Origin of the sequence: Paenibacillus sp. MBLB1832 (assembly GCF_032271945.1) — a bacterium.
Classification (GTDB): Bacteria; Bacillota; Bacilli; order Paenibacillales; family NBRC-103111; genus Paenibacillus_E; species Paenibacillus_E roseopurpureus.
In genome coordinates this window covers 3,635,727-3,661,608 of record NZ_CP130319.1, presented here as the reverse complement: position 1 = coordinate 3,661,608, position 25,882 = coordinate 3,635,727, and the positions used below count along the sequence as shown (strand labels likewise).

Annotated in this window: 26 protein-coding genes; 19 read left to right on the top strand and 7 right to left on the bottom strand. The window is 44.9% G+C overall.

The window, feature by feature from the left end; translation table 11 throughout:
* Window positions 1–34: 34 nt before the first annotated feature.
* Window positions 35–943: an AraC family transcriptional regulator gene (locus tag MJB10_RS16585; protein ID WP_314796431.1), complete on the bottom strand. Its 909-nt coding sequence runs from the start codon at window positions 941–943 to the stop codon at window positions 35–37.
* A 130-nt stretch (window positions 944–1,073) separates the two neighbouring features.
* Here MJB10_RS16585 and MJB10_RS16580 point away from each other — a divergent pair, with 130 nt between their 5' ends.
* Genes MJB10_RS16580 through MJB10_RS16570 form a run of 3 tightly spaced genes read left to right on the top strand, consistent with a single transcriptional unit; the run spans window position 1,074 to window position 3,960 of the window.
* The gene (locus MJB10_RS16580) at window positions 1,074–2,447 is read left to right on the top strand and encodes a hypothetical protein (protein WP_314796429.1); all 1,374 of its coding nucleotides are present in this window, start codon (window positions 1,074–1,076) and stop codon (window positions 2,445–2,447) included.
* On the top strand, window positions 2,444–3,181 hold the full coding sequence (locus MJB10_RS16575) for an SDR family oxidoreductase (RefSeq protein ID WP_314796427.1): 738 nt from the start codon (window positions 2,444–2,446) through the stop codon (window positions 3,179–3,181). Before MJB10_RS16580 ends, MJB10_RS16575 begins: the two co-directional genes overlap by 4 nt.
* Window positions 3,178–3,960 (top strand): alpha/beta hydrolase, encoded by a 783-nt coding sequence (locus tag MJB10_RS16570; protein WP_314796425.1) that lies wholly within the window; start codon window positions 3,178–3,180, stop codon window positions 3,958–3,960. Before MJB10_RS16575 ends, MJB10_RS16570 begins: the two co-directional genes overlap by 4 nt.
* Before the next feature lie 68 nt (window positions 3,961–4,028).
* On the opposite strand, the gene MJB10_RS16565 is transcribed toward MJB10_RS16570, so the two are convergent.
* Window positions 4,029–6,368: a helix-turn-helix domain-containing protein gene (locus MJB10_RS16565; protein ID WP_314796423.1), complete on the bottom strand. Its 2,340-nt coding sequence runs from the start codon at window positions 6,366–6,368 to the stop codon at window positions 4,029–4,031.
* Window positions 6,369–6,515: 147 nt separating this feature from the next.
* Between MJB10_RS16565 and MJB10_RS16560 the strand changes: the two genes are divergently transcribed.
* From MJB10_RS16560 to MJB10_RS16490, 15 genes are all read left to right on the top strand, one after another.
* A complete protein-coding gene (locus tag MJB10_RS16560) occupies window positions 6,516–8,033 on the top strand; it encodes an ABC transporter substrate-binding protein (protein WP_314796421.1) in 1,518 nt (505 codons plus the stop codon).
* 310 nt (window positions 8,034–8,343) lie between these two features.
* Entirely contained in the window at window positions 8,344–9,219 is an 876-nt protein-coding gene (locus tag MJB10_RS16555; RefSeq protein WP_397386639.1) for an ABC transporter permease, read from the top strand.
* A gap of 12 nt (window positions 9,220–9,231) precedes the next feature.
* Complete coding sequence (locus tag MJB10_RS16550) at window positions 9,232–10,107, top strand: carbohydrate ABC transporter permease (RefSeq protein WP_314796417.1); 876 nt, start codon at window positions 9,232–9,234, stop codon at window positions 10,105–10,107.
* A gap of 63 nt (window positions 10,108–10,170) precedes the next feature.
* Complete coding sequence (locus tag MJB10_RS16545; protein WP_314796415.1) at window positions 10,171–11,745, top strand: ABC transporter substrate-binding protein; 1,575 nt, start codon at window positions 10,171–10,173, stop codon at window positions 11,743–11,745.
* A 122-nt stretch (window positions 11,746–11,867) separates the two neighbouring features.
* Entirely contained in the window at window positions 11,868–14,333 is a 2,466-nt protein-coding gene (locus MJB10_RS16540) for a glycoside hydrolase family 38 N-terminal domain-containing protein (RefSeq protein WP_314796413.1), read from the top strand.
* A 148-nt stretch (window positions 14,334–14,481) separates the two neighbouring features.
* A complete protein-coding gene (locus MJB10_RS16535) occupies window positions 14,482–15,768 on the top strand; it encodes a Gfo/Idh/MocA family protein (RefSeq protein WP_314796411.1) in 1,287 nt (428 codons plus the stop codon).
* Window positions 15,765–16,535: an SDR family NAD(P)-dependent oxidoreductase gene (locus tag MJB10_RS16530; RefSeq protein WP_314796409.1), complete on the top strand. Its 771-nt coding sequence runs from the start codon at window positions 15,765–15,767 to the stop codon at window positions 16,533–16,535. Before MJB10_RS16535 ends, MJB10_RS16530 begins: the two co-directional genes overlap by 4 nt.
* Before the next feature lie 2 nt (window positions 16,536–16,537).
* A complete protein-coding gene (locus MJB10_RS16525; RefSeq protein WP_314796408.1) occupies window positions 16,538–17,425 on the top strand; it encodes an ROK family protein in 888 nt (295 codons plus the stop codon).
* A 21-nt stretch (window positions 17,426–17,446) separates the two neighbouring features.
* Entirely contained in the window at window positions 17,447–18,178 is a 732-nt protein-coding gene (locus MJB10_RS16520; protein WP_314796407.1) for an SIS domain-containing protein, read from the top strand.
* A gap of 26 nt (window positions 18,179–18,204) precedes the next feature.
* Window positions 18,205–18,384, top strand: coding sequence for a hypothetical protein (locus MJB10_RS16515; RefSeq protein ID WP_314796404.1), 180 nt, complete (start codon window positions 18,205–18,207; stop codon window positions 18,382–18,384).
* Window positions 18,385–18,526: 142 nt separating this feature from the next.
* The gene (locus tag MJB10_RS16510) at window positions 18,527–18,853 is read left to right on the top strand and encodes a hypothetical protein (RefSeq protein ID WP_314796402.1); all 327 of its coding nucleotides are present in this window, start codon (window positions 18,527–18,529) and stop codon (window positions 18,851–18,853) included.
* A gap of 767 nt (window positions 18,854–19,620) precedes the next feature.
* Entirely contained in the window at window positions 19,621–19,746 is a 126-nt protein-coding gene (locus MJB10_RS16505) for a hypothetical protein (RefSeq protein WP_314796400.1), read from the top strand.
* 232 nt (window positions 19,747–19,978) lie between these two features.
* Entirely contained in the window at window positions 19,979–21,196 is a 1,218-nt protein-coding gene (fdhA, locus tag MJB10_RS16500; RefSeq protein WP_314796398.1) for a formaldehyde dehydrogenase, glutathione-independent, read from the top strand.
* Between the two features lie 148 nt (window positions 21,197–21,344).
* The gene (locus MJB10_RS16495) at window positions 21,345–21,599 is read left to right on the top strand and encodes a hypothetical protein (RefSeq protein WP_314796395.1); all 255 of its coding nucleotides are present in this window, start codon (window positions 21,345–21,347) and stop codon (window positions 21,597–21,599) included.
* A 342-nt stretch (window positions 21,600–21,941) separates the two neighbouring features.
* A complete protein-coding gene (locus MJB10_RS16490; RefSeq protein ID WP_314796393.1) occupies window positions 21,942–22,811 on the top strand; it encodes an AraC family transcriptional regulator in 870 nt (289 codons plus the stop codon).
* A 293-nt stretch (window positions 22,812–23,104) separates the two neighbouring features.
* Here MJB10_RS16490 and MJB10_RS16485 read toward each other — a convergent pair whose 3' ends face one another.
* From MJB10_RS16485 to MJB10_RS16465, 5 genes are all read right to left on the bottom strand, one after another.
* Window positions 23,105–23,395 carry a hypothetical protein gene (locus tag MJB10_RS16485; RefSeq protein WP_314796392.1) on the bottom strand — a complete coding sequence of 97 codons (291 nt, stop codon included), beginning with the start codon at window positions 23,393–23,395 and terminating at the stop codon, window positions 23,105–23,107.
* Between the two features lie 181 nt (window positions 23,396–23,576).
* Window positions 23,577–23,714 (bottom strand): hypothetical protein, encoded by a 138-nt coding sequence (locus MJB10_RS16480; protein ID WP_314796390.1) that lies wholly within the window; start codon window positions 23,712–23,714, stop codon window positions 23,577–23,579.
* Window positions 23,715–23,962: 248 nt separating this feature from the next.
* Window positions 23,963–24,181 (bottom strand): hypothetical protein, encoded by a 219-nt coding sequence (locus MJB10_RS16475; protein ID WP_314796388.1) that lies wholly within the window; start codon window positions 24,179–24,181, stop codon window positions 23,963–23,965.
* 9 nt (window positions 24,182–24,190) lie between these two features.
* Window positions 24,191–24,397 carry a hypothetical protein gene (locus tag MJB10_RS16470; RefSeq protein ID WP_314796386.1) on the bottom strand — a complete coding sequence of 69 codons (207 nt, stop codon included), beginning with the start codon at window positions 24,395–24,397 and terminating at the stop codon, window positions 24,191–24,193.
* Window positions 24,379–24,501, bottom strand: coding sequence for a hypothetical protein (locus tag MJB10_RS16465; protein ID WP_314796384.1), 123 nt, complete (start codon window positions 24,499–24,501; stop codon window positions 24,379–24,381). The genes MJB10_RS16470 and MJB10_RS16465 overlap by 19 nt, the downstream gene beginning before the upstream one ends.
* 276 nt (window positions 24,502–24,777) lie before the next feature.
* On the opposite strand from MJB10_RS16465, the gene MJB10_RS16460 reads away from it, so the two are divergent.
* The gene (locus tag MJB10_RS16460; protein WP_314796381.1) at window positions 24,778–25,866 is read left to right on the top strand and encodes a fatty acid desaturase family protein; all 1,089 of its coding nucleotides are present in this window, start codon (window positions 24,778–24,780) and stop codon (window positions 25,864–25,866) included.
* Window positions 25,867–25,882: the final 16 nt, after the last annotated feature.

Below are 25,882 nucleotides of genomic sequence, written 5' to 3'. Positions count from 1 at the left end.
TTGGGGTGAATATGTTAACTGAAATAACCCCCTTTCACGCGAAGGGGGCTATTTCCTGCTTGTGTGAAGATCTGAAATTACCCGGTGTTAGCCCCGTTATTCGCTTAAATGCATTCGCAAAATGTGGGACGTCCGTAAAACCGCAAAATTGCGTGATATCTTCCATGGTGTAATCCCCTTGTTTGAGCAGCTCCTGGGCATGCTGAATGCGCAAATGCAAAAAATATTGATGGGGAGAAACACCGAATTTGTTTTTGAAAAGAGCGGAAAACCGGGAAGGAGAAAGACGGGCTCTCTTTGCCATATCTTGAAGGGATAACGGTTCAGAAAGATGGATCGAAAAGTAAGATGTGATCCAGTTCAATGACTGCGGTCTTACCGATTTATCTTCTTGCTGAAGATCACTAAACTCTTTAAGAAGGCCGAGAATCATTTCCTCGAGCAAATGATTGGCCTCCAGTTGGCTAATGACATCGCCATTTTGCCAAAGTCCAATCATTTTTAACAAGGATTCTTTATAACTGGAATTGTGATGAAGTCGAAATTTTACAGGAATCGAGATATTCGTAAAATCGTTCAGGCGAGGTTGTATGAGATGTTGATACTCACTCAGATCAATAAGCCCTGGCTTCGTTGGGAAACTATGCTCCCGCTCTACCTGATAGAAAAGATCGAAATGAGCGAAAGGTGTAATCGTTCGAGTGATTCCTTTTAGAGAGCATAGAACATTAGGTTGAATGAGACAGAATTCCCCTTCCACACATGTATAAGTCACACCGTCTATTTCAAATTCGCAGGTACCTTCCTGAATATAAATCAGTAAGTAATCCAGTAGTTTACGGTTCGGAACCGTCCACCCAGGCTGCCTCACGGCATAGTCAGATTCTCGGATATAAGGGACGATCGGTTGCTCTTTGATCACCTCAAGAAACGATCGATTCATGGCGGTTCTCCTTTTTACTAGTAGTTACAATAAGATTTTACAAGAAAACAGTAAGGTTTCACAATGCCTTTTTAACAGGTTTCCTATATAGTTATGTTAATTCTGAAAGATAAGAAATGGAGGATTAACGATGACTAGAGTAAATACTAACAATTTAGGGTTGATCCCGCTTGCAGGTGTTTGCAGTTATGAAGACGCTTGCAAGGTTGGTTATGACATCGATCATAACGTGGATTTACTACGAAGATATTTGTATTCCGAATCACAATTGACTAAAATTTACGCAGCGCATATCGCCAATACGCCCGAGTGGGAAGTGAAAGGTGCTTTTGGACTGCATATTTGGCTTGATGCTGAGCATAGTGCCGCACTTCGTAAACGGGTGACCGAGATGAGGGAACCGCCTTTACATTTGGATAAAGTACCCGATGATCTACTGGAGGCATTCTTTAGCGAAGTGATACGCGCGGAGACCACGTTGGAGCTTCTTGTGGGCATTTACCGAGTTGCCAAACCAGAATTGGTACGTTCCTTGAAAAAGCATTTATCGGAAACGAATCCGTTAGTTGATCATCCGACCTGTCGTGCCTTAAAGTTGATTTTGGTCGAGGAGGAAGAGATGATTCCATGGGGAGAAGCTGCTATTCAAGCACTGATCCTTACGGATGAAGATCAGCAAGCCGCATTAAAATGGCAACAACATCTCGAGTCAATCCTTTATGCTGCAGGAGGCATTTCAGGGGATTTGGCTAAGCCAGCAGATTGGCAATTAACAGTTCCACGTTCAGATGGACAGCCATTCGAAATGAAAGTGGAGCCTCGTCGTGACGCGAGATTTTCAGACAGCTATAATTCAACCGCTAACTTCGACCAATACTATTTTGATGAGAATCGTCCTGCAGACGAAAGAACGTATGCCCTCCTTTTCAAACGTCTCCGTGAGATGGACGTACCTGAGTGGATGGGGCCCATTATTTATAAAACAACTGGCAAGCCATGGGAGTTTTATCAGGATTTGAGCAGACAGTTATGGGACGAGGCTCGTCATTCAATGATGGGGGAAGTAGGTCTATACCAGGATGCTGTGGAGTTTTACATGTATCCAGTAGAATTTTTAACAACAATGGCATTGAACAATACAGCTACGCCACTAGAGGCGCATCTTGTTCTTTGGTACATTGAGCAAGGTTTAATGCCGAAAGATACCGGAAAACATTTTGAATGGGTTGTAGCCAAAGAATCGGATAACGATCTTGCCAAAACGTTCCAGGATTACGACTGGGCCGATGAGGTCTTGCATGCGCAAATCGGTAGAAAATGGTTGGTTCCTGAATTTAAGGATATGGGGGAACTTAAACAGCAAGCGGAAAGCGTCATGAATCGGAACCTAGCAGAGAAGGTCAGATTGAGCCAGAGATCCGAGCAGAAAGAATGGTGGCCAGATTTCTTAGCTGAAATTCGTGCCGGAAGAGAAAGAACACGAGGAGGAGTGACAGCATCATGATTTTAAAGGATAAAGTATGTGTAGTTACGGGTGCTGCTAGAGGGATTGGCTTCTCATTAGCGAAACAACTTCTTGCTGCAGGCGCTAAAGTGATGCTTAGTGACGCCGACGAGAAGGCATTAGAGGAAGCTGTGAAAAGCCTATCTTCGGATCACGTAATCGGCTTACAGACGGATGTTCGTTCTGAAGCCGATATTGCTGCTTTGACTGCGGAGACTGAATCTCGTTTAGGACCGATCGCTGTCTGGATCAACAATGCGGGCGTTGCCCGACATAAGTTGATCACCGAGTATACAGAGGCAGATATCGATTGGATGATGGATGTAAATTATAAGGGTACGATCCTTGGCTGCAAGTATGCGCTTCGCAGTATGCAAGAGCAGCGTACAGGCCATATTATTAATATCATTTCTACAGCTGGATTAACGGGAGTGCCAACGGAATCCGTGTATTGCGGAACGAAATTCGCAGTTAGAGGATTTACACAAGCCCTTCAAGAAGAAGCGGCACAATTCAATATTCGTGTTTCCGGGATTTATCCTGGCGGCGTAAATACAGGTTTCTGGGATATTGCGCGCGCTCAAAAATCTCCCGTCGAGAAATATTTAACACCTGACGATGTGGCAAGTGCCATTGTCTCCGTTATCCAAATGGATGATAACTGTGTGACACATGAAATTGTGCTTCGTTCGATGAAAGATGCGAATTTCACCTTACAGGAATTAAATCAATGAAGATGCGATTATATTCCGATATCATTCAATCTGAAGCGCTAGGCTCACGTCGCGTCTATCGTCTCTTATTGCCAGAACCGCGGCCTTCTGGTGAATTGCCTTTATTGATTTTACTGCATGGCGTTCATGGTTCCGAGATTGACTGGACGGAACAAGGCCATGTCATGCAGTCCATGCAGGCTTTGCTTAATGAGAAACAGGTGGGCCCGATGGCAATCCTTATGCCTTCGGATGGATTATCCGCCATCGGAACGGGTTATTTGAACTGGGATGCAGGAAGACCGCATCATTACGAAGATTATTTGTTAGAAGACTTGATTCCACATGTTGAACAAAAGTGGAACGTAGGCGGATCAAAGGAAACACGTGCGATTAGCGGATTATCCATGGGGGGGTATGCCGCCATTCGGTTGGCTTTCGCCTATTCGGAGCGATTCGCATCTGCGTCCAGCTTAAGCGGATTCTTCGATGTTCAGGAGCTTGGTGAACTGATTGGTTGGGAAGATTTCTCGCTAATTTTTCAAAAGGACGAGAAGCGATTGGTCGAGGTGTCTCCCTTAACGATGGCAATTCCCTCCCCGAACGATTTGCCTAAGCTTAAAATGGATTGCGGAGTCGAGGATCGTTATATTTTGATGAATCGTCAGCTGCATGAGCGGTTGGAGGGAGATGAGATTCCTCATTCCTATGAGGAGCATTCTGGTGCTCATACGTGGGATTATTGGCGTGAGCATATCAGTGAACATTTGATTTTTCATTCGCAGTGGATGAAGGTGTAAGACGAAATCCACTTTTAATCGGAAATGCCCCCTAGCACAGGGGGCATTTTTGCGTATTAATGAAATTGTTATAAAATCTCTTTCTCACTGTTTACCTTCACATTTTGTAATCGATATTCGGTTAGCGAGACGCCAAAGTACTTTTTAAAGCTGGTATAAAAGTAGTTCGATTTCTCGATTCCACATCTATCCAAAATATCATTGATGGGCATTTGTGTTTGTCCCAGTAAGTCCTTAATATTCTCCATGCGAACAGTCGTAATGAACTCGGCTACTGATTTACCTGTTGCATTTTTAAACAGTCTACCGAGATATACGGAAGATATGGACAACGCTTCTGCAATACTTGTTAAGGTAAGGTTTTTATCCGCATAGTTTGCGTGGATCATGTGAACCACGTTGTCGACGATCATGTTCTTTTTCTTATCTTTGGTGCCATCTTTCATTAGGACAATATCATCGAATAATTTGAAAAATGTTCTTTCTATTTCTTCTAAGGTCTCAAATTCGGCAACTTGATTGAAAAAGTCGATCGAAATCGCGTTGAATGTTGATTGAGAGCCTTCGACGATCCGATTGAGCGAATTGTAAATGGAGAAAAACAAATAGATCACTGATGTTAAGATCGTGTCGTAAGATGAATGCTCCATCGCCTGAATAATGTCATTGTAGGCTTCCTTCGCATCTTCACTGTTCCCTAACTTCAAGGAATCAATGAGCTGTTTTTCTTTAGAGGCGGGGAATTGGAAAGAGTTGTCATCTAAGTCGTTTAACATCTCAGACGTAATAATGCTATGATGGCCTAATTTCATGCGATACATGGATAAGCTAAGCGTTTTTTCATACGCGTATTTAATTTGATCGGGCGAATTGATCACATGTCCAAGCGTTCCCGTTAATGAAATGTTTAAATATTTTTTGACACAAGCTTGGATTCTAGTCACGATGTCTTGAAAGATGCCCATGTACGAATCGGATTCCTCAGTTTCTTCTCCAATATCGACCAATAAGGTGAATTGATCGAATCCAGTCTCGATAACTTCATTTCTGTAATACTCGTTGGTGATTTCCTGAGCAATATTTGAAATCCCTATTTTATATAAGGAACGGTCTTTTTCATTATGTTGGTCGAGGAAGTCTTTATAAAAGTCAATTTTTAACATAAACAAGAACAGTTTGTTTGTAAGGTTTAGTTCGACTTGAAGTTCTTTTCCCTTGGCCAATATTTTTTCAAGAGGCAGATACGCTTGACCAGTGATTACATTTTTTAGAAAATCATTTTTCAGAAGGGGAGCTGTATTTCGTTTCATATTTTCTAATAGGATAGTTTTATCGATCATGCCATTGAAAGCAGTGGAGAGAAAGCTAACCTCATCGATGTTTTTCTCAGGTTTGCTTTCTTGGCCCAGCTTTTGTTTGATCCCCTTAGTTAGCGTACCGATCGGATGGTAAAGTTTCTTAGAAGCAAGGAAGGCGAATAATAGCCCCAAAATAAGAACGATGAGACAAAAAGCGAGTGTAAGGAGGCCATTCTTTTTAACACTCGAAAAAAAAGTATCATACGGGGTTAAGCTTATAAATTTCCATTTCAATTCATCCGAAGAAACATAGGAAACTACGTATTTTTTATTATGCAGCTGTTTAAAGAAGGTTCCTGATGGGGCTACTGTTTGAAGAACATCACGAATATAGCTCTGATCTGAAATGTTTTGCTTGAACATATCGGGAGAGTAGTGGCTTACGATATCGCCTTTCTCATCCAAGACGAAAATTTCATTCCCATCTTCGCCCATTTTGTTGTCTAAGGATGAAATCGTCAGTCTGAGCCAATCTGCATCCACGTTCAACACGATCGCACTGTCGAAGTCGCCCTTGTTATTATTTGTATCGAACAAAAGATAGGTGTATACATTAATCTCGTTTACTTTTGAACCATCTGTTACTGGGATTTTTCTTGGGATGGGATATAAACTTGGCGATTTGACTGCTTGAGGACTTTTTAACATCGCGACGATTTCTTTATCATAAAAATCATGGCTATCATAGAATGTGTTCGTCGTGAGAAAGGTATCGATGTTTTTATTGTAGATATAAGTAGAGTAAATATAACTGTTGGGGATCGTTAAATTATTCAATGTTTTCATGGCACCGCTAATCGTTAGAATATCCTGTTCCTTGCTGTATGCGAAAGACATGATGGAATTGTTAAGCATTAAGGATTGGCTGAACTTTTTAGCGATATTATCCATGTATACGGAACTGTAGCTGATATTAGATAAAATATTTCCCTTCATTTCTTTTACAGTCTCAATAGAAGAAGAAGTGTAGTTGTAGTACAAAAGCGAGGAAAGGATTATAATCAAGGCAGTGATACTTGCAACGAACGTTATCAGTAATTTTTTGTACATATAATCACCTCTATCTACAGATGTACGACGCAAATTAATTTTATTATATCCCCTAATGAAACTCAATTTAAAAAGTGTTATTTTCCCAGCTTAGTTCATTATTTGGAGATTAGATCAGTTTTCGTAGCTGCGAATGGAGGGCAATCAATGAATAAATCAAAGAAAGTGAAACGTTTGCTTGCTTTACTGAGTATGGGAATTTCCGTTGCGCTTGCTGGATGCAGCTCCCAAACAGCTCAACCGACAGCAACCTCACTAGTGCCAGTTGAACTTACGTATTATTTCCCGAACGGGCCGCAGAAGGATTTGCAGTCTGTAGAAGATGCGGTTAATAAGCTCATCAAGCCCAAAATCAACGCAACGGTTCACCTGAAACTGATTGATATGGGCGCATACGAAGAAAAAATGAAAGTCATCATGGCCTCTGGTGAACCCTATGATCTCGTATGGACAGGGGCGGGCTTTAACAATTACTTTAAAAATGTGGCTAATGGCGCTTATGCGCCGTTGGATGATTGGATTGCCAACTATCCTGACATGAAGAATGGTATTCCGGATATGTTCTGGAATGCTGTTAAAGTAAAAGGACATATTTATGGTGTGCCTGTCTTCCAACAATCAACCGCAGGGTACGGCTATCTCATCCAGAAAGCAGTAGCGGATAAGTACAAATTGGATTGGAAGTCTGTTACTAAGTTATCAGATCTGACGCCTTTCCTGGAGACAGTCAAGAAGAACGAGCCCAATCTGATTCCTTGGGAATTTTCAGATGCCTTTACGACAGCTCCTCCTATGTTTGGTTTAGAGAGTTTAGGGGATGCGAAGACGCCAGGAAATCTTTACATAAAAGACGGTAGCAAGGTCGTTAATCAGTATGAAACGCCAGAATTCAGAAACTATATCACGATGATGAGGGACTGGTACACCAAAGGATATTTGCGTAAAGACGCAGCGATCTATAAAGATACCATGGCTGATCGTAAGGCTGGAAAGAACGCCCTTCAATTGGGTCAGATCGATATGGACTCCGTGGCCTTAGCAGCAGCAGGCATGGATGCAACAGGCAGAATGTCCATTTTCAATCCGGATACACAGTCTTACGACTTCCAGTTCGTGAAGCCGCTGCTTACAACCGATAAAGCTGCAGCGACAATGACGGCGATCTCTGCGAATTCGCCAAACAAAGAAAGAGCGATGATGTTCCTCAATTTGCTTAACACGGACAAAGAAATTTATAACACGCTTGTCTGGGGCGTTGAAGGTAAGCACTATAAGAAGGTTACTGCAAATCGGATTGAGACCATCAAAGACGGAGGGTTCCAAATCTTTGCTCCTTGGGAGTTCGGCAACATGTCACTCTCGTATTTGTCAGAGGGTGATCCTAAAGGAAACGATCAGAAATTTACACAAATGTGGGTAGATCTCAATAAAAACGCAACACCATCCAAGGCGTTAGGTTTCGTATTTGACTTTATACCGGTTAAAGCAGAGAAGGCGAATGTTGACGCTGTCATCGATGAACTTTATTATGCGATCGCGAGCGGTTCTGTCGACCCTGAGAAGTACTTGCCACAATTCCTGGATAAGTTGAAAAAGGCAGGCGCCAATAAAATTATTGCTGAGAAGCAAAAGCAATTGGATGCTTGGAAAGCGACAACGAAATAAGCTAGTAAAAATTAGCTTAGAGCACTCACCCATTTATTTCGGTGGATGCTCTTTTTTTCATGAAATTGTTCTATTCGGATCACTTTTCAGAGAATTTATTTATTTTTAGAGTCCTATTTTATATAAAAATCGGTGATAAACCGCTTTTTCTCTGTATTCAGCTGGCTCATTTTCGATTTATGATGGGGACATCAAATTCATCGCCACAACGCAAAGGAGAATGCTTGTGAAATCGAAAGCAACCATAAATAAACGAGCGCCTGTCATACCCGTGATAAGCGAACTCGTTAAAAACAAAATCTTTTATCTCATGATGCTTCCTGGACTGCTCTACATCATTGTGATGTTTTATCTACCGATGTTAGGGGTTGTCATTGCGTTTGAACAATATAACCCCATTAAAGGGATCTTTAAGAGTAAATGGGTAGGCTTCACGAATTTTAAGTTTCTTTTTCAATCCGATGCCCTATTTCAAATCACATTCAATACAATCGTCTACAACCTGATCTTCATTATACTTGGTATTGGTCTATCGCTGGTGATAGCGATACTCATCAATGAAATCGGTAACCGCTTTCTTGCAGGAGCTTACAAAAGCATTTTGTTGCTTCCTTTTCTCTTATCCTGGGTGGTAGCTGAATATTTGCTTTTTACTTTCCTAAGTATGGACAAAGGCCTATTAAACAGTCTACTCGCACAGTTCGGTGTAGAACCTGTTCAATGGTATTCCGAACCGTTCTATTGGTGGTTTATTTTACCAGCGGGCTATATATGGAAGAATGTCGGTTACTTCTCGGTCATTTTTGCTGCAGGAATAGCAGGGATTTCAACGGAGTATTATGAGGCTGCCAAAATGGATGGCGCAAACAAATTTCAGCAAGCTATCAAAATTACGATTCCGATGCTGGCTCCGATCACGATTACTTTACTGCTGCTGCAGGCGGGAAAAATTTTTTACGCTGCATTTGGCGATTGGGGAATGTTTTATAACCTGCCGAAGGAGTCGGGTGTTTTGTTCAGTGCCACGAACGTCATTGATACTTACGTTTACAGATCTCTGAAAAGCATGAGCGATTTCGGCATGTCTTCCGCCGTTGGACTGTATCAAGCATGTGTTGGATTTATCCTAGTTCTTGTATCGAACTTTTTGATTAGATTATACGATCGTGACAGTGCATTGTTCTAGGGGGATGACAAGATGATCAAACGAATTACGTTTCCTAACTTTCTACTTAATAGTATGTTTATGGTGTATTGCGTACTATGCCTAATTCCTTTGTTTGTTGTACTTTCCGTTTCACTATCCGATGAGCAGTCGATTTTCCAGTCTGGTTATAAGCTGCTTCCGATGAAATTTAGTTTAGACGCTTATGCCTTCATTCTGAACGGAAATTCTCCGATACTGAGAGCCTATGCCGTTACCATCATCGTGACACTGGTCGGCACAGTATTGCATCTGATGATTTCGTCCTTGTTTGCCTATAGTCTTTCAAGAAAAGAAGTGAAGTATAGAAATATCGTATCCTTCTTGGTCGTCTTCTGCCTGTTGTTCAATGGAGGGTTAGTACCGTGGTATATTCTGCTTTCGAAATACCTTCATTTGAAAGATACGGTCTTTGTACTTTTCATACCTTACTTGGTTTCATCGGTCAATGTGTTAATTATGAGAAATTTCTTTACTCATACAATTCCTGAATCCATTATAGAATCTGCAAGAATTGACGGTTCAGGCGAGTTTCATACCTTTTTAAAGCTGGTACTCCCCTTATCGACGCCAGTGCTGGCAACGATTGGTCTTTTCACGGCTGTCTTTTATTGGAACGATTGGTTTACTGCTGCTTTATTCATTGAGAATGGCAAGCTATATACGCTGCAGTTTCTTCTTCAATCGATCATGAACAACATCGCCTTTCTTCAAGCCAATTCGTTAACAGCGAAAGCCGCACTTGCCCAACCAGATGAGACAGCCAGAATGGCAACATGCGTCCTATCCGTCGGGCCGATTATGCTCGCTTACCCATTTTTACAGAAATATTTCGCCAAAGGACTTACATTAGGCGCAGTGAAATCGTAAAGATAGGCTTTACCGGGTTTCAACCCGTTTAGCATATAAAAAAACAAATATGGAGGTCAAACAATGAACACATCAAAGAAAATGAAACGTTCGCTTGTTATGCTAAGTATTGGTATCTCTGTCGCACTTACGGGGTGTAGCACTCCGAAGGCTGAGCCAACAGCTTCAGAGCCTGCTGCGAGTACGGGTGCAGCACAAACAGCTCAACCAACAGCAGCCCCATTAGCACCAGTTGAACTATCCTACTATTTCCCGTCGGGGCCTCTGAAAGATATGCAGACTGTAGAAGATGCCCTGAATAAGCTGATTAAGCCGAAAATCAACGCAACGGTTAAACTTAAAAGCATTGATTGGGGTGTTTACGAAGAAAAAATGAAAGTAAGCATGGCTTCTGGTGAACCCTACGATCTCGTCTGGACATCGGCAGGCTTCAACAATTACTTTCAAAATGTAGCGAACGGCGCATATGCACCGCTCGATGAATTGATTGCCAAATATCCGGACCTGAAGAAAGGGATTCCAGATATGTTCTGGAATGCCGTGAAGGTAAAAGGAAAAGTGTATGGTGTGCCTGTTTTCCAACAATCAACAGCTGGTTACGGTTATACCATTCAGAAAGCAGTAGCGGACAAGTACAAAATGGATTGGAAGTCTGTGACGAAGCTATCTGACCTGACGCCTTTCCTTGAAACAGTGAAGAAGAACGAGCCCAATTTAATACCTTGGGAATATAGCCAGGGAGCCGATCCGTTCCTTACGGCTCCTCCGATGTTCGGATTTGAGACTTTAGGAGATGCGAAGACGCCTGGAGATCTGTATTTAAAAGATGGAGGCAAGGTTGTCAATCAGTATGAGACTCCGGAGTTCAAAGCATTTATAACGATGATGAGAGACTGGTTTAATAAAGGATACTTACGTAAAGACGCTGCGACCTTGAAAGAAACCACAGCAGATCGTAAAGCTGGAAAGAACGCGCTGCAATTAGGTCAGATCGATATCGACTCCGTGGCTTTTGCAGCAGCTGGTATGGATGCTACAGGTAGAATGTCTGGGCCAAATCCTGCTACACAGTCTTACGACTTCCAATTCGTGAAGCCGCTTCTTACAACTGATAAAGCTGCAGCAACCATGACGGCGATCTCTGCGAATTCGCCAAACAAAGAAAGGGCCATGATGCTCCTTAATCTGCTTAACACAGACAAAGAAATTTACAACACACTTATCTGGGGCGTTGAAGGTAAGCATTACAAGAAAGTCGCTGAGAACCGAATTGAAACGATGAAAGATGGCGGCTATCAATTGCTTTCCCCTTGGGAATTCGGCAATATGTCGCTTACCTATTTGTTTGAGGGTGACCCTAAAGGAAACGATGCGAAGTATACGCAAATGTGGGTAGATCTCAATAAAAATGCACAACCTTCCAATGCGCTAGGATTCGTGTTTGACTTTACACCGGTTAAAGCAGAGAAAGCGAATGTTGATGCTGCCATCGATGAACTTTATTATGCGATCGCGAGCGGTTCCGTAGACCCTGAGAAGTACTTGCCGCAGTTCCTAGATAAATTGAAAAAGGCAGGCTCCGACAAAATTATTGCTGAAAAACAAAAGCAATTGGATGCTTGGAAATCTACAAAATAGGAAATTGAAACCAACGTAATAAATGCGCGATAGTAATGAGGGAACTTTCGATGTAATCCTACTTGTAGTGAATACATTAGAAAGTTCCCTTTTCTGTTGAGAGGGAGGATTCAGAGGGAGCAATGACAATTTTGAAAAAAAATAAAAAGTGGAAGATTTACGTCATTCATCATTCACACACGGACATCGGCTATACGGAAAGACAAGAAAAGATTGAGCAATTTCATGTGGACTTCATTAAGCAGGCTGTAGCGATTTGCAATGCTGCTCATAGCGGAGAAAAGGAAGAATGGACCGGGTACAAATGGACTTGTGAAACGTTCTGGGCAGTGGAACGGTTTCTCGAGCAGGCGAGCGAGGAAGAGAGGGAACAATTCGCCGAAGTCTTGCATAGGGGGGATATCGAGCTATCGGGTACTTACCTGAATATGACGGAGCTCGCGGGGTATGACCTGCTCACCAAAATGCTGGAGAAATCAGGCAATTATGCTCGCGAAATCAATTTAAATACGCAAGTGAAGTCAGCCATGACTGCGGACATTACCGGATATAGCTGGGGGTACTCACAAGCGATGGCTGACGCGGGAATTGAAAATTTGCTTTCTTGCGTTCATACGCATCACAGTATGTTTCCTATAGGCCGGAAGCAGTTTCCTTTCTATTGGGAGACGCCTAAGGGGGGGCGTATCCTTGTGTGGAATGGCGAGCATTACATGTTTGGAAACGATTTAGGGTTGAATCCAGATGCCGTTCTTTCCTACACGCTCAGGGGGGAGGATGAGTATTCGGTATGGGGGATCGCGAAAGATCATTGGCAACTCGCTGAGGATCGTATCTTCCGCTATATCAACCAGTTAGAGCTGGAACAATATCCTTTTCATTTTCTCCTTGTGAATGTCATGGGGCTCTTAAACGATAATGCGTCGCCTAATCCGAGAGTCATCACGTTTATCAAAGAGTGGAACCAGAAGCATGGAAATCAGGTTGAAATCAAAATGACGACGTTGAACCAGTATTTCGATCTGGTTCGTGAGCAGTCCGTCGAAATTCCTGTCTATCGTGGCGATTGGCCGGACTGGTGGAGCGACGGAGTCAACTCAACGCCTATGCAAACGCAAATTTTCCGCGATGCTCAACGTATGCTTCGTGTCGTTCGCAAGTTGGAGCCTAATGTGGAGACGATACAAGGCTACCGGATCCGCGAAGCGGAGTATCAGTTGATGATGTATGCCGAGCATACGTGGGGCTACCACTCTTCCATTAAAGAACCGTGGCACTTCATGGTGCAGCAGCTAGGTGTCCGAAAAGAAGCTTACGCGGCCAACGCCAGCCGGTTGGTTTACGCAACCCTGGATGAAGTGCTGAAGCAACAAGGCGAGGTCATGCTTCGCTACGATCGCAAGCTCACGTATCGCGTTGTGAATCCTTATAGCTATGCCATTGAAGATGTAGCTCATTTCTATTTGGACAGTTATTCGGAGCTGGATAGGTTGAAAGACGGATTGGAAGTGGTCGAAGAGAGTACGGGAAGCGTGATTCCACATCAGCTGGAACGAGTAAGCCGAGGCAATCAAATAGAAATTGTGGTAAGGCTGGAAGCGAATGAAACCAAGTCCTATTTTATTCGGCATGCACAGGATGTGAAAGCCAAAACTGCCAGCAGTACTAGGCTTTCGGGCCAAGATCGTGTATACGATCTGACAGATCTTTTTGTTTTGAAAGAGTCATCGCCTGAGCAAAAGCTAACGATCTCGGAGCATTCCATAGAGAGCCCGTATATTCGTATTGACTGGGCGGAAGGCGATGGCATCAATTCATGGTACGACAAACGTACGGGTAAAGAATGGTTAGCTGACAACCGGCTTGCGGGCGCATTCACGCCAATTTACGAAAGGACACCCGCGAACGACAGTAATCAGGTTCAAGTAAGAGGTAGCATGGGCAGAAACCGCAAAGGGATGAATGTTCAGAGGTCAATCGGGAAGCTGTGCGGCGTCAAAAAAATAGCGGAAGGCTCCGTTTATGGAATCGTTGAATTAACGTATGCCGTGGCAGGAATGAGCCACTATTCGGTCTATTTGAAGGCCTACAAGGAGCTTGCCCGGATCGATGTTTCCGTTCGGATTCATAAGGACAGTGTCTGGGATCCCGAAAATGTCTTTATTTCGCTGCCATTTACGCAGGAAAATAGCGAGCTTTGGCTGGATAAACCAGGGGGGCCGATTCGCCCAGGTACGGATCAGCTGCCTGGCACCTTAATCGATTATTATTGTATCCAGGAAGGACTCGCTTTACTGTCCCCTGAGGGCAGCATGCTATTGGCAACGCCGGATACGCCGCTCTTGCAAACAGGTCCCATCAAGCACCAGCCTCGCAAGCTCAACGGCCAAAAACCGGCCGATAGGAAAGAACCGCTTTATTCATGGCCGCTTTCCAACTATTGGGAGACGAACTTCAAAGCTACCTTAGGCGGCTTTTATGAATTCCGATATAGACTTCAATTTGACGATCAATGGGAAACGCCAGAACATCCGCTTGAGATTTGTCAGGCTATCAACACAGGTACGATCGCTTATCGGACTAAATAACTCTCATTTATATTAAATATTAATTGCTTGGAGCTTGTTTTCGCTAAAAATCGAAGAAAGTTCCATTTTTTATTGTTTTCGAGTGTGAAGCCAGCATGTATGATCAGGTCAATAAAGATGATTTATCATTAAAAGGAGAGAATACAACATGTCAACCATAACTGCAGTATTAATAGGAGCGGGACAAAGAGGGGCCGATGCTTATGCTACCTACGCGCTGGATTACCCAGATGAAGTGAAATTTGTGGCGGTGGCTGAGATGGACCCCATTAGAAGGATGTGTTTCCAGGAGGCACACGCGATTGAGGATGCCTCTGCATTCGAAAGCTGGGAGCGGTTGCTTGAAGGGCCTAAACTTGCTGATGCGGTTTTGATTTGTACACAGGACCAAATGCATTTTGAACCGTCGATACGGGCTTTGGAGAAAGGGTATCATGTTCTACTCGAAAAACCGATGTCTCCAAGCCCAACGGAATGTGTCCTTATGGGCGAATACGCCGAAAAATATAACCGAGTGTTTTCCATCTGCCATGTGCTTAGGTATACCGAGTTCTATAAAAAGCTTAAGCAAGTGCTCGTAGATGGTGCAATAGGCAGACTTATTTCCATCCAGCATACGGAAAATGTCGAGCATCGGCATCAAGCTCACAGCTTCGTGCGAGGAAATTGGCGAAATTCCGAAACTTCCAGCCCGATGATTTTGGCGAAGAGTTGTCATGATATGGATATTTTGTTATGGCTGGCGGATGCCGACTGCACGAAGGTGTCATCCTTCGGCTCGCTAACGCATTTTCGTTCAGAAAGTGCCCCGGAAGGTGCGCCATTGTACTGTTTGGACGGTTGCCCCGTAGAGAAGGAATGTCCGTATTATGCGCCTAAAATGTATTTGGAAAGAGAAGATTGGGCAGGACCTATTCTGCGAAAAATTGTCAGTAACGATCACAGCAAAGAAGGAGTTCTTCAAGCTTTGAAAAATGGGCCCTATGGCCGATGCGTATATCATTGCGATAATAATGTTGTGGACCATCAGGTCGTCAATCTGGAATTTGCGAACGAGGTTACCGTCGCCTTTACGATGTGTGCCTTCACCAAAGAAGGCGGCAGATCGATGAAGTTGATGGGAACAGGTGGTCAGATCAGAGCCGATATGGAGAAGAACGTCATCGAAGTGAGCAGCTTTATCACAGGTGAGACGACAATAATCGATATTGATGCTCCATTGGGAGGCCATGGTGGCGGTGATCACGGCATCATGCGCGATTTTGTTCGGTTAGTGAGTCGAAATGGGGATGAAGTTGGACTTACGGGCGCGCGCAATTCCGTACAAAGCCATCTGATGGCGTTCGCTGCCGAGAAGTCACGGTTGGAAAGCCGGGTTATTGGAATAGAGGATTATAGGAATGAATTGAAAACGAATATGAGCATACCGGGGTGAGGGAGATAAAAGATTTACGCGGCAAAATTGCCCTTATTACTGGCTCAACAAGCGGCATCGGCAGAGCGGCTGCGATCAAGCTTGCGCGGCATGGCGTAAAAGTGTCTGTACATGGGATGAATGAAGAACGCGGTCGCCAAGTTGCAGAGGAGATTCGGGGGGCAGGCGGGGAAGCCATCTTCCTGCGTCAGAATTTATCCCTTCAGGAATCTCCGAAGTTACTGATTGAACAAGCAACAGGCCATTGGGGAGGGCTTGACATTCTTGTCAATAATGCGGCGCTTGCTTGCAATAAGCCAATGGAAGATATCCAGCATGAAGATTGGGATGCTTTGTTCGCAGTGAATGTGAAGGCTCCATTCTTCATGACACAGGAAGCGCTTCCGTGGTTGAAACGAAGCGATCAAGGCGTTGTGATCAATGTTAGCTCCATTAACCGGTTGATTAATTGCCCGAATAATCTCGTATATGATGCAATGAAAGCGGCATTAAATCATATGAGCCGTGGGTTGTCACTAGATCTCCGCGAGGCTAATATCAGAGTGAATGCACTCATGCCTGGAGGAACGGCAACACCTTTACTAAACGAATGGTTCAAAACGACCAATCATTCGCCCGAAGAAATTGAAAAAATCTACAGAGAATCGAAAAAAATTGCTACTCCCGAGCAAATTGCCGATGCGATTGTCTTTTTCGCGAGCAAGAGTTCATCCTGGATCAATGGTGCGGAAGTTCCGGTTGATGGCGGATTTTTTATTGGAGGCTAATGATGAGCAACTTCGCGATTGGGGTCGATATCGGTGGAACCAATTTGAAAATGGGTCTTGTGAATCAAGAGGGTCTTATTCTGGATGAGATGTCGACCTCATTAAATCGTAATGATGCTGGTATAGCAGACATTTCATTCATTTGCCAGCAAATTGCTAGTTTTATCGATAAAAATAAAGAAGCAGACGGGCTTTTAAAAGGAATTGGAATCGCCTCTCCGGGGATTTTAGATACTGAAAAAGGTATCGTTCAATACGCCGTAAATTTGGGTTGGTATGAGGTTCCGTTAATAGATTTCATACAAGTGCAACTGAAGCTGCCGGTCCGATTGGTAGGCGATGCAGCCGCTGGAGCAATAGGCGAAAGTAAATTTGGAGCAGGTTGCCGTTTATCGAGCTTTCTGTATGTATGTTTAGGAACAGGTGTTGGGGCAGGACTAATCCTTAAAGGTAAGATCTATGAAGGGGATTGGGGACCGATTATCAACATTGGACATACCAGTGTGATTCCTGATGGATTGCCTTGTAAGTGTGGGAATCTAGGTTGCTTAGAAAATTATGTTTCCGCTTCTGCTGTCAAGGAGCGTACAGGAACAGATGCCCAACAGGTTTATGAAGCAGCTAGCAATGGCGACCTTTATGCAAGAAGCTTGTTTCAGGAAGTAGGCGAATTATTAGGGATTAGCTTGGTCAATTGCATGCAACTTTTTGGTGTTGGCAATGTGATCATTGGCGGCGGCATGAGCAGAGCTGGCAATGTGCTATTGGATCCTGTACGAGCGACCGTATTGAAAAGGATGCATCCTTCTGGCTCGCTCAGTGTTCAGATCACACCAGCTGCCTTTACATCGACAGCTGGAATATTAGGAGCGGCTGCTCTGCACTTTTAACATTAGGGAGAAGAGAATAACATGCTAATAGATAAATATTTCGAAACTTTACATGCTCAACTGACCCAAATTCAAGAAACGCAACAGGATAAGATATCTGATATTGCTGTTAAAATTGCAGATTCCATTGAAGCTGGCGGAATTATGCATGTGTTTGGAAGCGGACATTCCCACATGATAGCAGAAGATGTATTTCATCGCGCGGGCGGCCTTGCTTGTGTGAATGCCATGTTGGAGCCTTCGCTGATGGAGTTAAATGTTGGGCGTGCCACATTGTTGGAGAGATTATCCGGTTATGCCGATGTCCTGCTGACTGGCTACAGTCTGCAACCTGGAGAAGTGATTGTTGTCGTATCAAATTCCGGTATTAACGCTGTTCCGATCGAAGTTGCGCTGGCATGTAAAAAGCTCGGCATGTTTGTAGTAGCGTTGACGAACATGGAGCATTCGTTGCAGACAGCTTCACGGCATGAGAGTGGAAAAAAATTATATGAGGTTGCGGATATCGTGCTAGATAACTGCGGTGTCCATGGAGATGCTGCATTATCATTCGATGACAATGGAAATAAAACGGGAGCTACATCAACTATTGGCGGCATTGCCATCATTCAAGCCTTAACGGTTGCTATCGTTGATGAATTGTGTAGGAGAGATGTTTCTCCTCCGGTTTTGATCAGTGCCAACCGCGACGGTGGCGACGGTCATAACCGAGAGTTGATTGACAGATACCGGAATCGGATTAGATACCTTTAATTAACAGACTGAAGGAGCTTTCCAATATGCCTGCATCCTCACAGCGCTATGATAAACTACCTAGCATCACTGCATCCCGTCGGATCGTACCGCCGCAATCGGCGCTGCAGGAGCAAATTTTGTTCGATACGCTGAACAAAGCGGCGAAAGAATTCGTTAAGCGGTATACCCGTCCAGCCGGAACGCTCATTTGGTTCGACCATTGACTAAGTTCACGCTTGGAAGGAGCGGGCGGAACGTAACGGAGTCATCATTCCAGACAACGTCGGCTTAACGGGAGAAATCGGAGAATATAACGATGGCAAATGGTGGGGAGGCTACTACGGCTGGCGACGGCCACACGGCTTCATGACGATCATCGAACCGCTGACCAATGCCTGCATGGATCTGGCTATGCTTACCAGAGATTTAGGTGGACTACAGCTGGCGAGAGAGCAATTGGACCGCAACTGGGAATTACGTAAGGAACAGGACGGCAAACTACTTGTGCCTTACAAGCATTTCGACAGTGGCTGGGCCGATTATAGGGAGGCGCACCCGAAGTATCCGATCTATTTATGGTTGATGTCGATGGCCGAAGAAGATCTGGAAAGAATCGAGCGTATTTCGAAGAATCACGATTGGAACGATGTCATTGTACCTGGGCTTTTCTGGAAAGGATTCAAAGACTGGTAGAGAGACGAAGCATTTTTAAACGCCAATTACGAAATGATTGGGAATCAGCTCCCCAAGATGCGTGCTTCCGAAGGTGACCCCTATAGCTGGTCGGAGCATTATAATGAGGGGATTTATTGGGCTATTCATATTTGGCAAGAAATATGTCCGCTGTACTCTTACAGGACGCCCTCGCACGACCTTTAGTACGGTATAAGAAGAACGGGATCTTGAAAGCGCAGGTGGATTACCTAAAAAAGCGGTACCCAAATCTAGTAAAGGAGAGGCATCTAGTCAGGGAGATAACTATGAAATAGTCTAGGTTACTCGCTTGCTAGTCATAAGGGATACTTAGAGCTAGTTACTACAAATGGCGAAGCACACAGCTACAGCGTGCCGCTAGGCACGAGCTTGATTATGAGTTGAAAGAGCACATGATAGCCATCCATTTTGCACATCCCGGCTTTAATATCCAACGGACTAAATTTGCTAGGCGTCGATGTCTATTGACAATCTTTTGTCGTCGGCGCACCCCTCTTGGTTGCTGTTATGTTTGATTAATATACGATTTACCGAAGTCCAAAGTATTAGTGAGAAGTTTCAATAGTAATATCAATATCAACTAGGGATACAAACATGTAATTTGTAGACATTGGAAAATTGTGTCTGAGCTCTTACAATGGAGGTAAGCGCTACCATTCATGTCGACAACCTAGTAAGAGTGATAGTTTATGGCATTTCTAGAAGGAAGATAGAGAGATAAATGACAGCAAAGGAGAGAATGGTGGATGGCAAATGAATGGATAGAAGTATGCCCTGCGGATGCTGAGGCTGGTGTCATGTCGCAATCAGGTATGGTTATTATTTGGGCGGGGAAGCTGGCGCGTGTGCTGCTGTCGAGTTACGAACGCTAGGCTGGACGGGACCGATTACGCTTGTTGGTGAGGAGCCTAAAGCTCCTTACGCCCGGCTTGTTGCTGTCAGTGGCATAGGCGAAGGCTCTTCGATTGCGAAGGACATTCGCATCGGTGAGATGATGGTGCAGAGGTCGTTTAAGAAGCATTTCCATCAGGGATGGGATGTAGTCGGAAGTTTTTCCTGAAGTTTTATACAAAAATAAGATTAATTAATGGGAGGAATTGGAATATGGTGGGAAATAGAGCAGTTGTGTACAGTAAGCCAGGTGTCGTGGAAGTGAGCAATACGCCTTATCCAGATCTCGTGCTGCGGGACGGCCCTGGGGTAAACAAGCTGAATGTTGGACGTAAATGTAACCACGGTGTTATTTTGAAAGTCGTCACGACGAACATTTGCGGCAGCGACCAGCATATGGTCAGAGGGCGGACTACCGCTCCGTCAGGTCTTGTTCTCGGCCATGAAATTACAGGAGAAGTCATTGAAGTCGGCAGCGACGTCGAGTTTATCAAGAAGGGCGACCTCGTCTCCGTACCGTTCAACATTGCATGCGGCCGGTGCCGCAGTTGCCGCGAACGCAACACGAACGTCTGCTTGAACGTCAATCCGGACCGTCCAGGTTCCGCTTACGGCTATGTCGATATGGGCGGCTGGGTCGGCGGACAATCCGAATATGTCATGGTTCCGTACGCAGATTTCCAATTGCTCAAATTCCCGGATAAAGACAAAGCAATGGAAAAAATCCTCGATCTCACGATGCTGTCCGACATCTTCCCGACGGGCTACCACGGTGCGGTCAGCGCGGGCGTAAAGCCAGGTTCGACTGTGTATGTTGCGGGAGCTGGCCCAGTCGGTCTCGCTGCGGCTCATTCCGCCCAACTGCTCGGCGCTGCTGTCGTTATCGTAGGGGATTTGAACGCAGAGCGTCTCGCGCAAGCCAAAAGCTTCGGTTGCGAAACCGTTAACTTGCGCGAGCATCCGAATCTCGGCGAGCAAATCGACCAAATTCTCGGAGTACCTGAAGTGGATTGCGCGATCGATTGCGTCGGCTTCGAGGCCAGCGGACATGGGAAGGATCATGGCGAAGCGCCAGCTACGGTGCTTAATTCCATCATGGAAGTTACTCGTGCAGGAGGTCGTCTCGGTATCCCAGGACTGTACGTGACTGGCGATCCAGGGGCAGTGGATGAGGACTCCAAAGTCGGAACACTAAAAATTCGTATCGGCCTCGGCTGGGCGAAATCGCATACGTTTGTCACTGGGCAAACGCCGGTCATGCAATATAATCGCGATCTGATGATGGCCATCTTGAGCGGCCGTGCGCAAATTGCCAAAGCGGTTAACGCGACTTTGATCTCACTGGACGAAGCACCGAATGCTTATCAACAGTTTGACCGCGGTGTTTCGCGCAAGTTCGTTATCGATCCGCACGGACTTGTCCGCAAGTAATCGGTTGTTGGATGCAAAGGAGGAGACCATCATGGCTGCACAGCCAACACGCAGAGATTACAGTATCCTTGGATCGGAAAACTAATTAGCGCAAGACAAATGCTTGTCGGAGGCAGAATGGTACACTTGTCCCATTCCGCGCCAACGGATGAAGGAACTGATAAATCGCAAAGACAGACCCGCGATTCGCGATACGCTCATCTGGTTCGCAGCCCTCGGCATTACGGGCACGCTGGCGCTTATCAAGCAAGGCGAGGATCCCGCTTATACGGTAATCAAGCCGCTTCCGCATTCCGCACGTCTGTATTACTACGGTCTGGCAGGTGGCGCCAGTGATAGCGCGGACTCGGCTGCCACACAACAGGAAGGAGCCAACTTGCATGAGCAATTGGAATCGGATTAATGATGGAAGTTAGAGCCCGCCAGCGCTGGACATTCAGCAATCCTGGTGGGCCATGAGAAGTATTTAAGAGTGTTGTAGGTGGTAAAACAAAAAGATCGCCACACTTGTCTGTTTGAACAAGTGATTGGCGATTTTCTTTACTTCCTCCGGATAACTTTCTATTTTATAATAGGTAATATTTAATTGAAGCGTGGAGGCTCAACGATGATGATGTATCTCGAATACTTGCTACACGCCAAGTCAATACAGAAGCTTTTCATGCGTTGAACTTAGAAGTTAGAGTAAATTAAAAAATGATGGTCGTAAAGGATCCCCATGACAGCCAAATCAGATTACAAGAAGATGAGTCGCATTTTAAATGAAACCGCAGTCAATTTGCCTGGTGAAGACTTAGGCTTCAAGGTGCATTATTGGGGGGCTATGCCTGAGCACTTTGATAATCCAGAGCATCGGCACTCCTTCTTCGAAGTTTGTTATGTATTGACAGGTGAGGGAGTCTACCGGGAGTCTGGTGAAGATTACCCTTTGCAAGCGGGGACATTATTTTGTTCTAGGCCAGGCAAATGGCATCAAATAAAAAGCGAGTCAGGTATCGAGCTGTACTACGTTGCTTTCGAAGTAGACGATTCTAGTTCGAAAGAAGCAAGTATTAATCGGTATATGCAGATGATGAATTTGAATAAAATTATCGTGCCTATGGCCGATGATACCGTGACAGCGCAGACTTGGCGCATGCTGTTTACGCTATGTAAGCAAGAGCGCAGCATGACAAAGGAGACAATTCGGAGTTTCGCCTATGCTTTACTTATTTCTTTTTGCAGTGAATTCGTGGAGGTTGCTGAGAGTAATGAATTGCCCGAGCATCAACAAATTTCTTCGTATTATTTAGAAAGAACCAAGTTATTCATCGATGATAATTTACTGTCCTCATTAAGCATTCAGCAGGTATCGAATTATTTGAATATAACAGAGCGGCATTTATCACGATTGTTTGCCATGAAAGTTGGGCAATCTTTTTCCCATTATGTTCAAGAACGAAGAGTTCGGAAGTCCATCGAGCTTTTACTTGAGACGGACTGGACGATCAGTCATATCGCGCAGGAAACGGGCTTTGAATCGGTCCATTATTATACAAGGGTTTTTACTAGCAAAATTGGCGTGCCCCCAGGGAAGTTCCGTAAATCTCAGTTGTCAGAAATTCCTTTTAGCTGAATGTGTCATTATAGTATAATCATTTCAGGTCGTGAAGAACACACCGTCTGTTACTGGTTCCTAGAACCGTGCAGGCGGCTATTTTTATTTCTGGGAGGCAGATGACGATAGAGACGATAAAGGAGCTATTGAATTCGGACAAGTCATTCACTCATGCTTACATAAGATTTATGGAAGAGCAAGTCAAGGGTAGCGCGGGGGAGAGAAAACGGAGGCTGCTTAACGAGAAACGGTTTGCAGAAACTTTGTTCTTAAAGGAAGTATGGTGGCCAGCTTTCGGTAACTTTCAACGCCTATTCGCCGAGTTTGAGATCCGTGATTTCAAGGATGGCTGGCGGTACTTGGATTTTGCATTCATCCTCAACGTTATACGCATATGCATCGAGATTGACCCGTTTGGGACACACTTTCGCAACATTGATCGGAATCGATACGATGACAATTTGCACCGCCATAATGATCTCGTCTTGGACGATTGGAAGATCTTTCGGTTTTCGTTGGATGATATTAAGTATAATCCCCGCAAATGTCAACAGACGATCATGCAAGCAGCCGCGAAATGGGGGTTGGAAGACGCCAATCATCTACGCCAATTACTTCCTATCGAATATACGGTTTGGAAATGGGTTGAAAACTGTGACGATATGGTTACGCCAACATCAGTAGCTAAGGCGCTTCGAATCAATCGAGAAACTTCCACCAAATATCTAAAGTCACTTGTTTTAAAAGGTTTAATTTTTCCTGTTTCTAAAGAAGGAAAGAAGATTATGCGATATCGCGCAAAATAGTCGGATTCCCCGCATCCCACCCACCTGACGCTGGAAAATCCAGCGTTGAGCTAGTCGGCTTCCCCGCGTCCGATAGCTGAAGCTGGATTATCCAGCTTCGGAATGCGTGGTACACCAAGCCCCCCCACCTGACGCTGGAAAATCCAGCGATGAGCTAGTCGTATCCCCTGCATTCTATCGCTGAAGCTGGATAATCCAGCTTCAGTATGCGCGTTGCACCAAGCTCACCCACCTGACGCTGGAAAATCCAGCGTTGAGCTTGTGCGATTCCCCGCATCCTATAGCTGAAGCTGGATTATCCAGCTTCGGAATGCGTGGTACACCAAGCCCCCCCCACCTGACGCTGGAAAATCCAGCGATGAGCTAGTCGTATCCCCTGCATTCTATCGCTGAAGCTGGATAATCCAGCTTCAGTATGCGCGGTGCACCAAGCTCACCCACCTGACGCTGGAAAATCCAGCGTTGAGCTTGTGCGATTCCCCGCATCCTATCGCTGAAGCTGGAACAACCAGCTTCGGGATGCGTGAACCACGAAGCCCACCCACGTGACGCTGGAAAATCCAGCGTTGGGCTAGTCGGCATCCCCGCATCCTATCGCTGAAGCTGGAACAACCAGCTTCGGGATGCGTGAACCACGAAGCCCACCCACCTGACGCTGGAAAATCCAGCGTCAGGTGGGTGGGCTTCCCCGCGTCCGATAGCTGAAGCTGGATAATCCAGCTTCAGTATGCGCGGTGCACCAAACTCACACACCTGACGCTGGAAAATCCAGCGTTGAGCTAGTCGGCTTCCCTGCATTCTATCGCTGAAGCTGGATAATCCAGCTTCAGTATGCGCGTTGCACCAAGCTCACCCACCTGACGCTGGAAAATCCAGCTTTGAGCTTGTGCGATTCCCCGCATCCTATCGCTGAAGCTGGAACAACCAGCTTCGGGATGCGTGAACCACGAAGCCCACCCACCTGACGCTGGAAAATCCAGCGTTGATCTAGTCGTATCCCCCGCAGCCTATAGCTGAAGCTGGATAATCCAGCTTCAATAAGCGCGGTGCACTTTAAGAATTAGATTAAAATGTCCGAATAGTGCAAACGCGTGTCTTGTTACTTCAAAGACAATGAGCCGCCAACCGTTTATCATGAAGTAAGCGCTAACACACATGATGAATAAGGAGGCAATACGGTGTCTAGTACCTATACGAAAAGGGATTATTCGCTTACAGGACCAGAGAACAAGCGTGCACAGGAAAAGGGATTGGCCGCTGCTGAGTGGTACATGAGTCCAATTCCACGGAAACGACTTAAAGAACTCATGAAGCGTAAAGATGGCCCCGCCATTCGGGATACCATCATCATGTTTGCTTGGCTCATCGGAACGGGGATGCTTGGGTATTACACATGGGGGACTTGGTGGGCAGTACCGGCTTTCATCGTATATGGCGTGAGCTATGCATCGATGGCTGATTCCAGATGGCATGAATGCGGACATGGCACAGCTTTTAAAACAGCATGGATGAATGATGCTCTCTATCAAATCGCTTCATTTATGGATTTAAGACCGCCAACTCCTTGGCGTTGGAGTCATGCTCGTCATCACACCGATACGTATATCGTTGGCCGTGATCCGGAAATTGCCATGACTAGACCGCCCGTTTGGCGAATCCTTTTTGGGGAAATCATTCATATTTATGGCGGTAAAAGAGATCTCACAAGCATTTTCACACATTGCCTTGGAAAACTGACCCCCTCGGAAAAAGACTATGTTCCTGAGAGTGAATTCAGAAAATCTGTTTGGATTTCACGTGTTTGGGTACTAATCTTTCTAGGCCTAATTATTTGGTCCTTTCAAATCGGGAGTATTCTACCACTGATGTTTGTTGGACTTCCGACCTTCTATGGCCCGATTCTACTCATATTAGTGGGTATTACGCAGCATTTGGGTCTTCATGAAGATGTTTTGGACCATCGCTTAAACACACGCACAATTTATTTGAATCCCATAACTAGATTTCTTTATTGGAACATGAATTATCACATAGAGCATCACATGTTTCCTATGGTTCCTTATCATGCTTTACCTGCTCTGCACAAAGAATTGATGTTTGATTATCCGGCACCAAGTCCTAGTCTATGGGCGGCTCTCAAAGAAGTTATTTCAGCGCTGATTAAACAGAAGAAAGACCCGCATTATGTGGTTGATCGGCCTCTACCTAGTACAGCAAACCCTTATTACTACGGCGTACAAGCTGAAATAGCTGTTACTTCGCAGTGAGCAGCGAGCCTTAAGC

Excerpts from the sequence above, each read along its gene's own strand:
- MJB10_RS16585 (WP_314796431.1), bottom strand. The coding sequence starts at position 943 with ATGAATCGATCGTTTCTTGAGGTGATCAAAGAGCAACCGATCGTCCCT.
- MJB10_RS16580 (WP_314796429.1), top strand. The coding sequence starts at position 1,074 with ATGACTAGAGTAAATACTAACAATTTAGGGTTGATCCCGCTTGCAGGT.
- MJB10_RS16575 (WP_314796427.1), top strand. The coding sequence starts at position 2,444 with ATGATTTTAAAGGATAAAGTATGTGTAGTTACGGGTGCTGCTAGAGGG.
- MJB10_RS16570 (WP_314796425.1), top strand. The coding sequence starts at position 3,178 with ATGAAGATGCGATTATATTCCGATATCATTCAATCTGAAGCGCTAGGC.
- MJB10_RS16565 (WP_314796423.1), bottom strand. The coding sequence starts at position 6,368 with ATGTACAAAAAATTACTGATAACGTTCGTTGCAAGTATCACTGCCTTG.
- MJB10_RS16560 (WP_314796421.1), top strand. The coding sequence starts at position 6,516 with ATGAATAAATCAAAGAAAGTGAAACGTTTGCTTGCTTTACTGAGTATG.
- MJB10_RS16555 (WP_397386639.1), top strand. The coding sequence starts at position 8,344 with ATGATGCTTCCTGGACTGCTCTACATCATTGTGATGTTTTATCTACCG.
- MJB10_RS16550 (WP_314796417.1), top strand. The coding sequence starts at position 9,232 with ATGATCAAACGAATTACGTTTCCTAACTTTCTACTTAATAGTATGTTT.
- MJB10_RS16545 (WP_314796415.1), top strand. The coding sequence starts at position 10,171 with ATGAACACATCAAAGAAAATGAAACGTTCGCTTGTTATGCTAAGTATT.
- MJB10_RS16540 (WP_314796413.1), top strand. The coding sequence starts at position 11,868 with ATGACAATTTTGAAAAAAAATAAAAAGTGGAAGATTTACGTCATTCAT.
- MJB10_RS16535 (WP_314796411.1), top strand. The coding sequence starts at position 14,482 with ATGTCAACCATAACTGCAGTATTAATAGGAGCGGGACAAAGAGGGGCC.
- MJB10_RS16525 (WP_314796408.1), top strand. The coding sequence starts at position 16,538 with ATGAGCAACTTCGCGATTGGGGTCGATATCGGTGGAACCAATTTGAAA.
- MJB10_RS16520 (WP_314796407.1), top strand. The coding sequence starts at position 17,447 with ATGCTAATAGATAAATATTTCGAAACTTTACATGCTCAACTGACCCAA.
- MJB10_RS16515 (WP_314796404.1), top strand. The coding sequence starts at position 18,205 with ATGCCTGCATCCTCACAGCGCTATGATAAACTACCTAGCATCACTGCA.
- MJB10_RS16510 (WP_314796402.1), top strand. The coding sequence starts at position 18,527 with ATGACGATCATCGAACCGCTGACCAATGCCTGCATGGATCTGGCTATG.
- MJB10_RS16505 (WP_314796400.1), top strand. The coding sequence starts at position 19,621 with ATGGCAAATGAATGGATAGAAGTATGCCCTGCGGATGCTGAGGCTGGT.
- fdhA (WP_314796398.1), top strand. The coding sequence starts at position 19,979 with ATGGTGGGAAATAGAGCAGTTGTGTACAGTAAGCCAGGTGTCGTGGAA.
- MJB10_RS16495 (WP_314796395.1), top strand. The coding sequence starts at position 21,345 with ATGAAGGAACTGATAAATCGCAAAGACAGACCCGCGATTCGCGATACG.
- MJB10_RS16490 (WP_314796393.1), top strand. The coding sequence starts at position 21,942 with ATGAGTCGCATTTTAAATGAAACCGCAGTCAATTTGCCTGGTGAAGAC.
- MJB10_RS16485 (WP_314796392.1), bottom strand. The coding sequence starts at position 23,395 with ATGATTGGCGTCTTCCAACCCCCATTTCGCGGCTGCTTGCATGATCGT.
- MJB10_RS16475 (WP_314796388.1), bottom strand. The coding sequence starts at position 24,181 with ATGCCGACTAGCCCAACGCTGGATTTTCCAGCGTCACGTGGGTGGGCT.
- MJB10_RS16470 (WP_314796386.1), bottom strand. The coding sequence starts at position 24,397 with ATGCAGGGAAGCCGACTAGCTCAACGCTGGATTTTCCAGCGTCAGGTG.
- MJB10_RS16465 (WP_314796384.1), bottom strand. The coding sequence starts at position 24,501 with ATGCGGGGAATCGCACAAGCTCAAAGCTGGATTTTCCAGCGTCAGGTG.